General features: G+C 35.0%; 14 protein-coding genes. 12 read left to right on the forward strand and 2 right to left on the reverse strand.

Features of this window, described 5'->3' with window-relative positions; genetic code table 11:
* Window positions 1-119 precede the first annotated feature (119 nt).
* From BM012_RS18315 to BM012_RS18325, 3 genes are all read left to right on the forward strand, one after another.
* The gene (locus BM012_RS18315) at window positions 120-1,406 is read left to right on the forward strand and encodes an aspartate aminotransferase type Ic (protein ID WP_061802353.1); all 1,287 of its coding nucleotides are present in this window, start codon (window positions 120-122) and stop codon (window positions 1,404-1,406) included.
* 141 nt (window positions 1,407-1,547) lie between these two features.
* The gene (locus BM012_RS18320; RefSeq protein ID WP_061802354.1) at window positions 1,548-2,429 is read left to right on the forward strand and encodes a helix-turn-helix transcriptional regulator; all 882 of its coding nucleotides are present in this window, start codon (window positions 1,548-1,550) and stop codon (window positions 2,427-2,429) included.
* Between the two features lie 145 nt (window positions 2,430-2,574).
* Window positions 2,575-2,931, forward strand: coding sequence for a hypothetical protein (locus tag BM012_RS18325; protein ID WP_061802355.1), 357 nt, complete (start codon window positions 2,575-2,577; stop codon window positions 2,929-2,931).
* Window positions 2,932-2,957: 26 nt separating this feature from the next.
* Here BM012_RS18325 and BM012_RS18330 read toward each other — a convergent pair whose 3' ends face one another.
* Window positions 2,958-5,054, reverse strand: coding sequence for a sensor domain-containing protein (locus BM012_RS18330; protein ID WP_061802356.1), 2,097 nt, complete (start codon window positions 5,052-5,054; stop codon window positions 2,958-2,960).
* Between the two features lie 348 nt (window positions 5,055-5,402).
* On the opposite strand from BM012_RS18330, the gene BM012_RS18335 reads away from it, so the two are divergent.
* The 6 genes from BM012_RS18335 (at window position 5,403) to BM012_RS18360 (ending at window position 10,975) form a co-directional block, all read left to right on the forward strand.
* Window positions 5,403-6,206: a YwqG family protein gene (locus BM012_RS18335; RefSeq protein ID WP_404825462.1), complete on the forward strand. Its 804-nt coding sequence runs from the start codon at window positions 5,403-5,405 to the stop codon at window positions 6,204-6,206.
* A gap of 86 nt (window positions 6,207-6,292) precedes the next feature.
* Window positions 6,293-6,772 carry a hypothetical protein gene (locus BM012_RS18340; RefSeq protein WP_061802358.1) on the forward strand — a complete coding sequence of 160 codons (480 nt, stop codon included), beginning with the start codon at window positions 6,293-6,295 and terminating at the stop codon, window positions 6,770-6,772.
* The gene (locus BM012_RS18345) at window positions 6,769-7,260 is read left to right on the forward strand and encodes a hypothetical protein (RefSeq protein WP_061802359.1); all 492 of its coding nucleotides are present in this window, start codon (window positions 6,769-6,771) and stop codon (window positions 7,258-7,260) included. The genes BM012_RS18340 and BM012_RS18345 overlap by 4 nt, the downstream gene beginning before the upstream one ends.
* A 100-nt stretch (window positions 7,261-7,360) precedes the next feature.
* On the forward strand, window positions 7,361-8,185 hold the full coding sequence (gene nei / locus BM012_RS18350; protein ID WP_061802360.1) for an endonuclease VIII: 825 nt from the start codon (window positions 7,361-7,363) through the stop codon (window positions 8,183-8,185).
* Window positions 8,186-8,438: 253 nt separating this feature from the next.
* On the forward strand, window positions 8,439-9,455 hold the full coding sequence (galE, locus tag BM012_RS18355) for a UDP-glucose 4-epimerase GalE (protein WP_061802361.1): 1,017 nt from the start codon (window positions 8,439-8,441) through the stop codon (window positions 9,453-9,455).
* 647 nt (window positions 9,456-10,102) lie between these two features.
* Window positions 10,103-10,975 (forward strand): YitT family protein, encoded by an 873-nt coding sequence (locus BM012_RS18360; RefSeq protein WP_061802362.1) that lies wholly within the window; start codon window positions 10,103-10,105, stop codon window positions 10,973-10,975.
* A gap of 182 nt (window positions 10,976-11,157) precedes the next feature.
* Here BM012_RS18360 and BM012_RS18365 read toward each other — a convergent pair whose 3' ends face one another.
* On the reverse strand, window positions 11,158-12,006 hold the full coding sequence (locus tag BM012_RS18365) for a C40 family peptidase (protein WP_061802363.1): 849 nt from the start codon (window positions 12,004-12,006) through the stop codon (window positions 11,158-11,160).
* Window positions 12,007-12,358: 352 nt separating this feature from the next.
* Here BM012_RS18365 and BM012_RS18370 point away from each other — a divergent pair, with 352 nt between their 5' ends.
* The 3 genes from BM012_RS18370 (at window position 12,359) to BM012_RS18385 (ending at window position 15,550) form a co-directional block, all read left to right on the forward strand.
* Entirely contained in the window at window positions 12,359-13,045 is a 687-nt protein-coding gene (locus BM012_RS18370; protein ID WP_019390812.1) for a response regulator transcription factor, read from the forward strand.
* Entirely contained in the window at window positions 13,032-14,102 is a 1,071-nt protein-coding gene (locus BM012_RS18375; RefSeq protein ID WP_061802364.1) for a HAMP domain-containing sensor histidine kinase, read from the forward strand. Before BM012_RS18370 ends, BM012_RS18375 begins: the two co-directional genes overlap by 14 nt.
* Window positions 14,103-14,809: 707 nt before the next feature.
* Entirely contained in the window at window positions 14,810-15,550 is a 741-nt protein-coding gene (locus BM012_RS18385) for a gamma-glutamyl-gamma-aminobutyrate hydrolase family protein (protein ID WP_061802366.1), read from the forward strand.
* The last annotated feature ends 68 nt before the right edge of the window (window positions 15,551-15,618 follow it).

Here is a 15,618-nt window from a genome sequence, read left to right on the forward strand (position 1 = left end):
ATATAAGTATTCAACTTGAAAAAAACAGGATTATATAAAACAAAATGCAAATTATCTGATAGTATATTAGTGTACAAAGGTGAACTTAATAGAAGACCACAAAACAGGAGGCAATCAGCTTGAGTAACTTTAATAGTTTAACAGTTTCTGAATTAGAAGCATTACAAACAGAGTTGAAAGAAAAATATGAAGAGTACAAAAGCCAAAATCTAAATCTAGATATGTCTAGAGGAAAGCCTTGTACTGAACAGCTTGATCTTTCTTTAGAAATGCTTGATACTGTAACATCTAATAGCAGCTTAAAAACAGCGGATGGTGTTGATACACGTAACTACGGAGGCCTTGAAGGAATTCCTGAGGCGAAAGAATTTTTTGCAAATATTCTTGAAGTAAATCCTAAAAATGTGATCATTGGTGGAAACTCAAGTCTAACAATGATGCATGATACAGTTTCAAGAGCTATGTTTCACGGTGTATATGGAAGTGAAGTTCCTTGGATTAAATTCCCGACTGTAAAATTCCTATGCCCAAGTCCAGGATATGACCGTCATTTTGCTATTTGTGAGCTATTCAATATCGAAATGATTGTAATCGATATGTTAGAAGATGGACCAGACATGGACCAAGTTGAAAAGCTTGTCGGAGAAGATGAAACGATTAAAGGCATGTGGTGCGTGCCAAAATATAGTAACCCTGATGGTATTACGTATTCAAATGAAGTTGTTGAAAGACTTGCAAACATGAAAACAAAAGCAAGAGACTTTAGACTTTTCTGGGATAACGCATATGCAATTCATCATCTAACAGATACTCCTGATGAACTTAAAAATATTTTCACAGCTTGCGAAGAAGCAGGAAACCCTGACCGTGTGATTATGTTTAGTTCAACATCAAAGGTAACATTCCCGGGTTCTGGTGTTGCCATGATGGCAGCAAGTGAAAATAACTTGGATTTCTTCCGTAAACAAATGTTTGTTCAAACAATTGGTCCTGATAAAATTAATCAGCTTCGTCATGTAAAGTTCTTTAAGAATACAGACAATCTAAAAGCACACATGGAGAAACATGCAAGCATTATTAAGCCAAAGTTTGATAGAGTGCTTCAACTGTTAAATGAAGAACTTGGTGATAAAGGCATTGCTTCATGGAAAGAGCCTAATGGTGGTTATTTTATTAGCTTGAATACATTAGAAGGATGCGCTAAGAAGACTGTTCAACTAGCTGCTGAAGCGGGTGTGAAATTAACAGGAGCTGGTGCAACATATCCGTACGGCAAAGATCCAAAAGACCGCAATATTCGTCTTGCTCCAACATTCCCATCCCTTGAGGAACTATCAAAAGCAATTGAAATCTTCTGCCTTTGCGTTCAGATTGTGAGCGTTGAAAAGCTTTTAGCACAGAAATAAAAATAGATGTTTTATAAGAAGCTCTTTTGTCTTCCTGTTGTAAAAGGAAAACAAAAGAGCTTTTTTTTGTTTGATATCGCAAAAAATATCAAAAATATTGAAAATTGATGTGTTAAATTATGGATAGAAAGGAGGGGGGATATGCACGAAGAATATGTAAAAGAAGTCCACAACATTATTCAATATATTGAAGATAATATTATGAACGAGCACCTCTCAGATAATATCGTAAAAGAGCTAAAATATTCCCCTTTTCACTTTCATCGTATCTTTCAACGGATTGTAGGCATGAGCGTTAGCACCTATATAAAGAAACGAAAGATGACGTATGCCGCAAGTGACTTGATGAGGGAGGAAGAGCGCATCTTAGATATTGCTCTTAAATATTGTTTTTCTTCACAGGAGGCTTTTACACGAGCATTTCAAAAAATGTATGGAATGAGTCCTGGAAAATATCGAAAGTATGCTCGGAAGTTAATGATGAAAAGGGAGGAAAAGAGAATGGATTACAACTTACCAAAAGGATGGATGCCAGCAGGGACACATCTTCAATATTATGATATGGGAGTCGATTATAAGCAAGTTCATGAGGGAAAAGCATCAGGTTATATTACAGGAGAAGAAGGAAGTAATGTTGGGTTCGCAACAATGGGACAAACGTTTAAAGCAAACAAATATAGGGGGGAACGAGTACGTTTTTCAGGATTCTTGAAAACGGAAAATGTCAATAATGGTGCAATGCTTTGGATGCGAGTGGATGGGGAGAATGGGGAAACATTAAATTTTGATAATATGGAAAATCGTTCTGTCAAAGGAACAACAAACTGGAATCAGTATGAGGTTGTGCTTGATGTTCCAGAGAGCAGTATTGGGATTGCCTTTGGAATGATGCTTGCTGGAGAAGGAAAAGCATGGGTAGACAGCCTTGCTTTTGAAGTTGTTGATAAAACCGTACCAGTGACGGCTGCAAGTATTGGAGAGTATATTCCCGAGGAGCCAGTAAATTTAACATTTGAACTGTAAAGATAGAAAAGCTGCATCTTAAGCAGCTTTTCTATGTATATAGCGAGGAAAAGCGCATATATATTTCTTTTAAGAATAGAAATGTGTATAATATAAAACGTAACGGTTACGATTTATATCTATTTCTAGATAAGAGGTGATGATAGTGAACGAAAAAGGTTTGCAACTTCTTGCAAAAGGAATTATTGCGTGTTTGCCTCAGCAAAAGAGAATGATGTATCAATATATTGAAAGCATGGAAGACCAGCTTGCAGCAAAGTGTGAGACAAAAGAACAATTTCTATTTTCACTCGTTGAAGAAGCGCCTTATGAACAAGGAGCTAAATTATTTGGAATGAGCTTAGATGAATTTACACTCATAATGAAGGAAATTGAAGACGAAATTAATAATAAGCTTGATCAAAAAATAAAGAATTGCAAGTGGATCGATTACACAGATAAAATACAACTACATAATAAAAAGCATCTAGGAGAAACCAAGTTTTTCTTACTTACAATGTAAAAAAGAGCTGTAGTGACAGCTCTTTTTTAATGCCTCTTAACAAGCATCTTTTGAACTTCATGAGATGATAAAGGATGACTAAAATAGTAGCCTTGACCAATATGACAGTGGTTTTTACAGAGAAATGAAGCTTGATCTTCATATTCAATTCCTTCTGCAACAACATAAAAATCGAGATTGCGACCCATATCAATGATTGTTTTGATAATAGCTGAGGTTCGATTTGTAGAATTTAAATTCCTGACAAAAGATTGGTCAATCTTTAAGCTGTTAATAGGAAGTTGATATAAGACGCTTAACGAGGAATATCCTGTCCCAAAATCATCAATGGCAATTGAAACACCTAGAGCTCGGAGCTTTTTAATAGAGTGTTTTAGACATGCTAAGTCTTGAAGAATACTTTCTGTAATTTCAAGCTCCAAGTACTTTGGGTTAAGTCCTGTTTTTTGTAGGATTTGACTCACAGAAGAGACAAAGTCAAACTGCTGCAATTGCTTAACAGATACATTTACGGCAATACGAAATGGTTCATATCCTTCATCTTGCCATTTTTTATTTTGTTGGCACGCTTGCTCAAGTACCCATTTTCCAAGGGGGAGAATTAAATTAGTCTCTTCTGCTAATGGAATAAATTCTCCAGGAGAAATAGGTCCGTATGTTGGATGGTTCCATCGCAGCAAAGCTTCTAGTCCCACAATCTTTTTAGTTTCTAAATCAAACTGTGGTTGGTAGTTAAGGTGAAGTTCTTCACCTTTGATTGCCTTTCGTAAATCCTTTTCCAGCATTGATTTACGTTTGTTTTGTTCTTTTAGCTTGTTTGTGAACAATTGATAGTTGTTTTTTCCCTTCTTCTTAGCAAGGTACAGCGCATTGTCTGCATTTTTAATGACCGTTTCTTTAGATGCTCCATCGCTTGGATATAAGCTAATACCAATTGAAAAAGTTGTATAAATCTCTTCATCACTTAGTATGAAAGGTATAGAAAAACTGTTAATAATTTTTTGAGCGATTTCAACAGCTTCTTCTTGTGAGCTCTTTCTCAACACAATAATAAATTCATCTCCAGCGTAGCGAGAAATAATATGATCACGTTCAACAAGCTTACTCATTCGCTCAGCAACAGCCCGAAGCAGTTCATCTCCTGTTTTGTGACCGAACGTATCGTTTACAGACTTAAAACGATCCAAGTCTAAAAATAAAAAAGCTACTTCTTCATCTGCATTTTTCAAAAGCTTTTCAAGGGATTTATATAGACCATTTCGATTTAGTATCCCTGTTAAAAGATCATAGTAGGCAAGGTGATAGATTTCTTCTTGGGCTTTTTTCTGAGGGGTAATATCCGTTCGAATAGAAACATATTCATATGGTTTTCCTTGTCCATTTAGAAAAGGCACAATTGTCGTATCGACCCAATAATAAGAGCCATCTTTTGCTTTGTTCTTTATTTCACCTTTCCATACTTTTTTCTGAGTAATCGTTCTCCACATGTCTACAAAAAACTCTCTAGGATGGTAATGGGAATTTAAGATGTTGTGGTTTTTTCCAATAAGCTCTTCGCGACTATATTTAGATATTTTACAAAAGGTATCATTAACATATGTAATAGTTCCTTTAGCATCTGTAATGCCAACGATAGAAGATTGATCAAGGGCATACTTCATACTTTTTAATTCTGCATTTTTAGCAGAAAGTTCGTTTAGTGTATAATCTAATGATTTTTCCATTGTTCTTTGCTCCGTTATATTATGTTCAAGTGAAACAATTTCAGTTAAATGATTATTTTCATCAAAGAAAGGGACGGCAATGGTATCAACCCAGTAATAAGAGCTGTCTTTCGCTTTGTTCTTCATTTGACCCTTCCAAATGCCTCCTCCCTTTAAAGTTTCAAGAATATCTTGATAATATGAACGAGGATAGTAACCAGAATAGATAATGTCGTATGTTTGGCCAATAAGTTCTGCTTTTGTGAACTTAGAAATAGAGCAAAACTCTTCATTTACATACGTAATTCGGCCTGTCCCATCCATCTTACATAAAATACAGTAATCGAGATTTGTTTTAGTATCTTCTATCTTAATAGGATTTCGGCTAGTCTTCGCTATGAAACGTCCAGCTTGCTTCAATTTCCATTGCTCCTTACGTTTATATATTTCAGCTTCTATACTTTCTCATCATATATCATTAATTAATTCTTCAAATTGATGAGTAAGGAAGAGGACAGCGTGTAGAATAAAAGAATTTAACCTTGTAAATAAAACAATAAAAAGATTATATTTACATTATTAGCTAGGAAATGTTAAAGATGATAGAATCTAGGTCGCCTCTTTTAAATAGTATAAAATATTTTTGAAAAAGTAAAAAAGTGAAGGTTTGTTTAATATAACTAAATATTTTAACAAAAAAGAGGAAAGTTCTGTTTCTTTGAAACTTCTAATTTTTTATCAACATTTTCCATTATACCTAAAGAAAGGATGTTTTCTATGAATAATAAAATAAAACTTCCCCAATTGTTAGAATCTAATCGCAAGGAGATTGAAAATACAATAAAGCCTGTTGTTCGAATAGAAGGAAAGAAAGCGATAACGTCTTTTTGGCAAAGTAAATTTAGAGGAAAGCCATACTTGCCAAAAGAGATAGAACATCCAAAAGGAAAGGATGGTACATATCTTACATTAGCTGCTCAAATTAATTTTGAAGATGTGCCACAAATGCCAGGATTCCCGACAAAAGGGATTCTTCAATTTTATATTGATAGTACTGATGATTTGTTTGGAGCAAACTTTGAAGATGAAACAGATCAAGCTCAGTTTCGAATTCTTTATCATGAACATGTGTCAGAAAACCTTGAAAATATGGTGACAGATTTTAGCTATCTTGATGGTGTTGATACAACATCTTTTCCTTTACTACATGAAGCGAGCCTTTCTTTTACGCCAGATATTGAGCCTGTCTCAGAACGTGATTATCGGGTAGAAGAGCTATCCTTTGACTTATATGAAGAAATAGAGGATGGGGTAGAGCTTTGGGAGCTATATGCAGAAAATACAGAAGTAACGGGAAGTAAAATAGGAGGCTATCCTTTCTTTACACAAGAAGATCCAAGAGCATATGAGCAAAAATATAGAGAACACAACATTTTGCTTCTTCAAATTGATACAGATACAGAGCTCGATATTATGTGGGGAGATAGCGGCGTATGTAATTTTTTTATTAGAAAAGAGGATTTAGAAAAGAGAGACTTCTCAAATGTCATGTATAACTGGGACTGCTATTAAAACACCTTTTTAAGAGGGGGTTTTTTCTTTTGTCTTACGAATATTTTTTCCTAAAGAAACAAATAAATACAAGAAGGAGGTGTCTTATGGGGCTTTCATCTTTTGTGTTTTTATCTTTCCTCGTTATAACACTGTTCGTTACGATGAGAAAGAGTCTTAGCGTTGTAGAAAATACCTTTGTTTATTTGCTTGTTCTTATTATTAACATTAATGCGACATGGATTATAAATGAAGAACTCAAGCTTGTTGATGTTACAGAAAAGACAGCACCTTATGTAGGCTTTCTCTTAGAACGTAGCCTTATTATTCCGATGTTCTTTGTTATAGTATTCAATTACTTTTATAGAAACATCACACCTCGAGCTATTATGCTTACAAGTTTTATTTTTCTTATCTTTACTCTTTTACTTCGGAAATTCTCTAATATGCTGAATATTTATCAGTACAAGCAGTGGAACCTCTTTTATGAAGCTTTATATATTCTTGGGTTGCTTCTTATTACTTTCATTCTTCATAAAGGCTTTCGCAACCTAATACGAAAGGAAAAGAGGGAACTTTTACGATGATAGGACAGTGGAGTAAAAATGAAATTAGTATATGCGTCATGCTCATTGCTATTTATGCGCTTCTCTTTTTCCTTCCGAAACGGTTATCAAAACATATGACAATTTTAAGTTTGATGTGGGGGACAGCAGCTGGCTTTCTAGTTGAATTCACAATTGGAGGAGGAATCTTTGACTTTTATACTGTAAATGATTCTAGCTCATATGAACTGTTTGATTTCTTTTATTATGTTATGTTCGCGCCTTTTGGCTATTTATTCATGAATTTCTATGAAGTGTTTGGCATTACAAAGAAAGCATTTGGTTATTATGTGACAGCATGGAGTTTTATAGGGGTTTTTGCGAACTGGATGTTTAATAAGTTAGACATCATCCATTTTAAAAACGGTTTTACCCTTTCATATTCATTTGCTGTTTTTATATTAATTCAAACTGTAACAGGACTATATTATCAGTACGTGAAACAAAAAGAACATTCAAGTGAAGTATAAGAAGCCGCATTCTGATCCTAATGGGGCTTTTTTGCTTTGTTGAGTTTTAGATAGAGAGATAATAAGGGAATAGCCATATAAAAGACGGAGGAGTATAGAGATGCCTGAGGGACCTGAAATAAGAATTGCAGCAGATAAAGTTCAAAATGCACTCACAGCTTATAATATAGGAGAAGTGTGGTTTGCTTTCCTACAGCTTAAACACTATGAAGAGCTACTGCAAGGAGCAAGGGTGAAACGAGTAGATACAAAAGGAAAAGCCATGCTTATTAGATTTGATAATGGTTACACGATTTATTCTCATAATCAGCTTTATGGAAAATGGTATATAAGGGCAGCTTATAGCTATCCTAAAACAAATCGACAGCTTCGATTAGCTCTACATAATGAGAAGTATTCAGCTCTTTTATATAGTGCTTCAGATATCGAAGTTTTAAGAGATGAAGAAGTACCTCTTCATCCTTTTGTTTCACGAGTCGGTCCAGATATATTAAGTGAGAATGTAACAGAACAATATTTGAAAGAGCGTTTTCTCCAAAAAGAATTTAAAGGAAGAAGATGGTCATCTCTACTACTTGATCAAGGGTTTATTGGAGGAGTTGGCAACTACTTAAGAAGTGAAATTCTTTTTGTAGCAGGTATACATCCGAATAAGCGGCCGATAGAATGTACGGACGAGGAACTTCGGCAAGCAGCACATGGGGTTAAAAAACTTATGATACAGTCCTATGAAACAAGAGGGATTACGAATGATTTGCAGCTTGTTGAAAAGTTAAAGAAACAAGGGGGAAAAAGGTCTTCTTATCGTCATTGGGTATTTGATAGAGAAGGAGAGGCATGCAGGATAGATGGAACAGATATTGTGAAAATAATTGCGGGCTCAAGAAGGCTTTACTATTGTCCGACATGTCAAAAAGAAAATTAAAAAACAGCCATCAGTGATGGCTGTTTTGTTTATTCGTCATAAATATCATCTTCATTTTTAATTTATTTTGTTAATATACTATTACTTTTGAATCGAATTGAAAGTAACAAAAAGTTCCTTTTAGAATATACAAGATATTAATACAGAGGAAGGGAGAGAAGAGGTAGAATTTTCTTTGTCAAAAAGAAAATGTTAAGGTAAAATTCAAATTACAGAGAGGCATCGTTTTACATATTAATTAGGAGGGATTACGATGACAATTTTAGTAACAGGCGGAGCAGGGTATATCGGTAGCCACACTTGTGTTGAATTATTAAATAGTGGTCATGATATCGCAGTACTAGATAACTTATCAAATAGTTCAGAAGAAGCTTTAACAAGAGTGAAAGAGATTACAGGTAAAGATTTTCCGTTTTATAATGTTGATTTGTTAGATAAAGAGGGCGTAGAAAAGGTATTTGAAGAAAATAACTTTACAGCTGTTATTCATTTTGCTGGATTAAAAGCTGTTGGAGAATCAGTTGCTATTCCACTTCACTATTATCACAACAACTTGACAGGAACCTTTATTCTTTGTGAAGCAATGCAGAAGTATAATGTGAAAAACATTGTATTTAGTTCTTCTGCAACAGTATATGGAGTGCCTGAAAAGTCTCCAATTACAGAAGATTTCCCGCTTTCAGCAACAAATCCTTATGGTCAAACAAAGCTTATGCTTGAGCAGGTTTTAGGAGATATTGCAAATGCAGATCCTGAGTGGAGTGTTGTGCTGCTTCGCTATTTTAACCCATTTGGTGCTCATGAAAGCGGACAAATTGGTGAAGATCCAAAAGGAATTCCAAATAACCTTATGCCTTATGTTGCGCAAGTTGCGATTGGTCGCCTTGAGAAACTAAGTATCTTTGGTAATGACTATCCAACAAAAGATGGCACAGGTGTACGTGATTATATTCATGTTGTAGACCTTGCAGATGCCCACGTCAAAGCTCTTCATAAAACAAATAAAGACAAAGGTGTTCATGCTTATAATGTTGGTACAGGAACAGGTTACAGCGTCCTTGAAATGGTCAAAGCATTTGAGAAGGTGTCAGGTAAAGAAGTGCCTTATCAATTTTCACCACGCCGTCCTGGAGATATTGCAACATGCTTTGCAGATCCAACAAAAGCATATAAAGAGTTAAACTGGAAAGCAACTCGCGGTTTGGAAGATATGTGTCGCGATTCTTGGAAATGGCAGTCACAAAATAAAGACGGCTATCGTCTTTCATAATCTTAAATCAAAACATCCCCTTCTTTATAAAGAGGGGGATTTTTGTTGATTAGAAAAAATAAGGAAGTGTAGAGCCTATTCTTAGCTAAAGCACTCTTTCTCTCTCTTAAATAGGTATTATACGCAATTTCTACTTTAAATTCCAAATACGATAATTAGCTTCTATAGGTGGTCTTATCCGATTTGTAAAGTTCTACATAATTCTAAATCCTTTATTTCATAAGGGGAAAAGTGTTAAGGTTATTATATATGGAATAAAGTGGAGGATGATTATGGAAGATAAAATAGAAATGGGATTTGGGCAAAAATCCATCTCTAATCCTCTCTCGTACAGTAGGAATATGGGGTGCTAAGTAGGGTTCCTCATAGCGACCAACTTTATAGTGAACGAGTTCCTTATGTGTGGTCAAGCTGTGAAAGTGTAGGTTCTTATGTAAAGATCCTGAAAAGTTTATATAAGTGATAGTTCTTCGTCATTTTCAAGTAAACCGTATAGTTCCAAACGGGCTTCTAGTTTTTTGAAAAGGTGAGATACTAATATAATGAAGTATTATAAAAAGGAGGATAAGCGGTTAGCAAGATCATAGCATGAACACTAAAAAAGTAGACAAAAATAGAAGAAAATAGTTTGAAACGAGGACATTAACATGAGCAAAATCATAAAGAGAAGGCCTAGGAAACTTAGAACAACTTCACGCGTACTATTAATCATTATCGGTGCTTTTATCACAGCATACGGTTTAGAAGCAGTTTTAATACCCAACAACGTATCAGACGGTGGTGTTACAGGGATTAGTATCGTTGGCTCAGAATTAATCGGACTGCCGCTTGGACTGTTAATTGCTATCTTGAATATTCCGTTTGTATTTTTAGGATATAAACAAATTGGAAAGAGTTTTGCAATTTATTCGGTTATTGGAATTGCTTCATTAGCAGCAGGAACAAGCCTTATGCATCATGTACCAACTATTATAGATGGTGATACGTTATTAGTAACGGTTGTTGGTGGTATTATCATTGGTTTTGGAATGGGACTAGCCCTAAGAAACGGTGGTGCGCTTGATGGCATTGATATGTTAGCAGTGCTGCTCTCTAGAAAATTACCTTTTGGAACAAGTGATCTTATTTTATTCCTAAACTTGTTTGTTTTTATCATTGTCTCTACTGTATTTGGACTTCAAGGCGCTATTCTTTCTGCAATTGCTTACTTTATTGCTTCTAAAGTGATTCACATTGTTGAAGAAGGATTAAGCGGTTCTAAGACGTTCAAAATTATTACCGTTCACCCTGAATTAATGGTTGAAACAATTCGTGATCGCTTAGGGCGTGGCGCAACATATAAGCAAGCTCAAGGCGGCTATTCAAATGAAAATTTCAAAGAGATTACTTGTATTATTAACCGTTTAGAAGAAAGCAAAATGAAAGAAATTATTAATGAAATTGATGAGAATGCTTTTGTTACAGTTTATGATGTAGCAGAAGTAAAAGGCGGTAACTTTAAGAAAAATAATATTCATTAAAAAACTTACATATAAGCTTGGTTGCTTCAATGTTAAAAAGCTGGATATCTAGAAGATATCCAGCTTTTTATTTAGGTAACTAAAATTTTAAAGAGGTAGTAAAAAGGGGACATGAAAATATCTCCCTTTTCTACTAACTATAAGGATGTCAGTCTTTAGCCTTGTGCTATTCTAGCTATCTATTAGTTAATAAATGATTTAGCACCAATGTAGTGTTTTTGCCAGTATGGATTGTCAAGACGAGCATATTCAACTCCACCATCTCCTGCGTGAATCATCACGTTGTTACCAAGATAAACGGCACTATGAGAAGCTCCTTGTACATTGTAAGTACCCTCGAAGAAGACAACGTCTCCTACTTGTGGTGAACTAACATGTACACCGTTATTTTTCCACATGTCACGATGCGTTCTTGATAAGTCGATACCAACTTGATCAAATACATAGTTTATGAAACCACTGCTATCAAGGCCTTGCGTTGTTGTGCCACCCCATACATAAGGTGTTCCAACTACGCTTTTTGCGGCAGCAACAACAGCTGCTCGTGTACTTGATACAGATTGGTTATTTTGTGCAGGAGCAGTTGTTGTATTTGTATTTGTAGATGTATTTGTACTTGTATTAGAACCTGCTACAGAACTAGTTGGTGCCAATGATAGAGCCTTAGCTGTACGAGGTCCTACAATGCCGTCAACTGAAAGATTATGAGCAGCTTGAAACTGTCTTACAGCTTGTTCTGTGATAGATCCGAAAATGCCATCAATGTTGTATTTATAATAGCCTTGACTATTTAATTTTGTTTGAAGATCTCTAACCTGCTGTCCAGAAGCTCCTTTACGAATAAGTGATGTACTAGTCGGTGTAGTACTCGGTGTAGTAGTCTGTGGTTTTGCTACAGTTGTGTTTGTTTGCTCCTCAGGATGTGACTTAGCAAAAGCAAAAGCATTTTCACTTAACATTGGTGTTAGCGCTAGTGATGTAACTAAAGCTGATGAAATAACATATTTGCGCATCGTACGATTTGATTTCAAGATTAAAACCCCTATCCTAAATTATAATTTTGTCTTTTAATCATATAAAAAATGGAAGATTATATGGTTTTTATATGATTCTATCTCACAATTTTCTATTGTAAGTATGAATTGTTAAGATTTGATAAAGTTGTCGAATTAAAAAGAAAAAGGGTACTAAATGATTAGATATTATGTAGGAAAAAAGAATTATTTGGAAAATGAAATCGATAATTAGCAGTAAAAGCTCCTCAACCATCTCTGTGAAAGTTCTTGAAATTTTGTATAAATGATAAGATATTATAAGATATAAGCTAGTAAGATTGATAGAATTCGAACACTAGAACAAAAAATATTAGGTAAGAGGGGTTATATGAGTATACGAGGACAATCAATTTTAATTGTTGAAGATGACCCTAACATTTTAGAGATTATTAAACATTATCTAGTTTTTCATGGATATGATGTTTGGGGAGCCCAAAGTGGTGAAGAAGCAAGGAAAATGTTTTTAGAAATCGATCCCTGTTTTGTAATCCTAGATTTAATGTTGCCAGGGGAAAGTGGAGAGTCTATTTGTAGGTGGATTCGTAAAGATATGCAAAGTAACGTCCCGTTAATTATGGTTACAGCAAAGGCAGCAGAAGATGAGAGAATTCGGGGATTGCAGATGGGTGCGGATGATTACGTTGTGAAGCCATTTAGTGCCAAAGAGTTAGTCGCAAGAGTTGAAACAGTGCTCCGACGTACGGAGAATCGATGTAATAAGATTACCTATCAAGGGATCACCTTAAAACCGAATAAATTTGAAGTTAAGGTCAACACAGAGGTTATCGATTTAACTCATCATGAATTTCAACTCCTCTATTATCTCATGAGAAATCCGGATCAAATTCTTTCGCGTGAACAAATTTTAAATGAGCTGTATTCCACACAAGAGAAATTTGTGAGCTATCGAACGGTTGATGTTCATATTAGCAAAATACGGGAGAAGCTTGGAGCGGAGAAGGGGAACTTGATTGAAACAGTGAGAGGAGTTGGATACAGGTTTGTGGCTTATTAATCAGATTCGAGAAAAGATGATTCGAAAGTGGGTTGCTTTAAATATAGGAGTAACAGGATTGGTCATTGGAATCATTGGTTTTTCTGTTAAAGAACTAGCATGTCGTAAGTTTAATGAATATGCTAGTTCAAGTCTTCATGCTCAACAATTTCGAAAAAGTATAGGAGAGGATCTTTTTGACGCTGGTTTATTAACTCTAATTCTAGCTATACTCATTCATTTATTTTTCGCCAAAAAGATTCTTAATCCTCTCAATCAACTATCACATACTACAAAGGAATTGGATAAAACGAAAGATTCACCTTTTCCTACTCATTTAAAAGATGAAATAGGACAGATAGCGAATAAACTAAACGAAATAACCAATCAAGTGAGTCATTTGCATAAACAGAAAAATCAAATGATGGTTGATCTTGGTCATGAGTTACGAACACCGCTCACAACCCTAACAGGCTATCTCGAAGGCCTTGAAGAAGGTGTTTTTGTACCAAATGAACAAGTTTACTCTATTTTAAAGAAGGAATGCTTTCAATTAACACATCTTGTGAATAAAATACAAGAACTGCATCAATGGGAAAGCGGCAGAAAGAACATAGATCGCTATTGGATTGAATCAGGGAAAGCCCTTCAATCAAGTATAGAGCCATTTCAAACCGAAATGAATAAAAGGGATATTGAACGTGTAATACAAGTGGAATCAGCTACTTTATACTGTGACTCAAATGCGTTACATACTGTAGTCTCACATATATTTGATAATGTTGTAAGATACAATATTGGTAAAAAGGTAATTGTAAAGGGAAAATCTTATCGAGACAATTATGTTATTTCAATTTCAAATCAAGGAATGCCTATTCCAAAAGAAGCCGAAAAGCAATTATTTGATCATTTTTTTAGAGTGGAAAATTCAAGAAATCGAGAAACAGGCGGATTTGGGCTTGGGCTATCTATTGCAAAAGAAATTGTACATCAGTTAGGTGGAGAGATAGGATTTTATAGTAGAAGTGGTTTTCATACTTTTTGGTTCACTATTCCAATTGAAAAAGAAGGACACTAATCTATTTCTTATAACTAATAGAGAATATGGAGTTAAGAAGGAACTTTTTTATATGTGTTTTCTCCTAGTGAGGCTATCAAAACGGACAGTATAGAATTTGTATCTCTTACGGTGGATAAAGAAAGTTGAACAAGCTGGAGGCTAAGATTCTAAAAAGGTGGTTAAGAATTCCAAGATGGGTAAGGTTTTTTACACTTAGTGTTATTACAATCTATATCATCTTTGTAGCTTTGTTTAAAGGAATAGAAGCTTTATTTCATATCGAAACATTAAGTTTCGAGAAAATACTTTTTTGTTTAGGAATAGCACTTTTTTCTTATTTATAATTTATACTTCTTCTAAAAAAGGTTAAGATAATTCCATGCTTTGTGAATCTAACAGCAATCCGAGAAGACCCATCATTCTTTAGAATGGTGGGTTATTAATTTCGTTTAAAAACGATATTAATAATGATCATTACAAAAATGCAACGAATTAAAAAACGGATCATCTCATTAAGTAGCCAGAATCCTGGAAAATCTATATGCTTTATCACTTGTAGGGCAGCATGCATAAAGAAAATCGTTAAGATTAGATCTAATGTTTTGCTGAGTGATCTTAAGAGGCTTATCTTCAGAAGAGATTGTAAAGTGTTTCTCTGTTTTATTTCTTAAGCCTGAGGGTACATTTAAACAAAGCTAACTAACCATGAAAGGAGATAAAATGAGATGAGGAAATCTAGACCTGTTATTGGTATTTCAAGTTCGGTTACAATTCATAATGGTCTTCCGAGTGTTCATTTGCATCAGAAATATGTGAGTGCAGTGATTGATGCAGGGGGACTTCCGATAATCATCCCGATAGGAGACAAGGAGATGGAGGAAGAATGGGCATCGTTATGTGATGGTATTCTTCTGAGTGGAGGAGAAGACGTTGATCCTCAATCATACAATCATGAACCTGATCCAGAGCTTGGAAAAGTCAATGAAAATCGAGATAAGACAGAGATGGGTTTAATAGAGTATGCACGCAAAGAAAAGAAACCAATTCTTGCAATTTGCAGAGGGATAGCGGTGCTTAATGCTGCGTTAGGCGGTGATATCATTCAAGATATTGAAAAGAATGATGAAGATGCAATCAAACATTATCAAGAAGCCGCAAGACCGCAAGCTACCCATGAAATAGAAGTTGAAGAAGGAAGTAGGCTGTATAAAATTATGGAGAACAACTCTAAAGTTCGGGTAAATAGTATGCATCATCAGGCAATTGGTGAGGTAGCCTCAAATTTAAAAGTTGTTGCTCGTGCTTCTGACGGTGTGATTGAGGGAGTCGAAGGGAAAGAACAAGACCCACTTCTCTTAGGGGTACAATGGCATCCGGAAGAGATGGCAAGTGAAAATCAGCTTATGGCTAATTTATTTGAAGAGCTTGTGAATGAATGTAGAAAAAAGGATAAAGTAGAAGCCTAAGAAAGCTGTGGGTATAAGAAATGGAATTAGAAAGAGTAGCGGATGTGATAGCGCTACTCTTTTTTATT

Origin of the sequence: Priestia endophytica DSM 13796, from assembly GCF_900115845.1 — a bacterium.
GTDB classification, from domain to species: Bacteria; Bacillota; Bacilli; order Bacillales; family Bacillaceae_H; genus Bacillus_I; species Bacillus_I endophytica.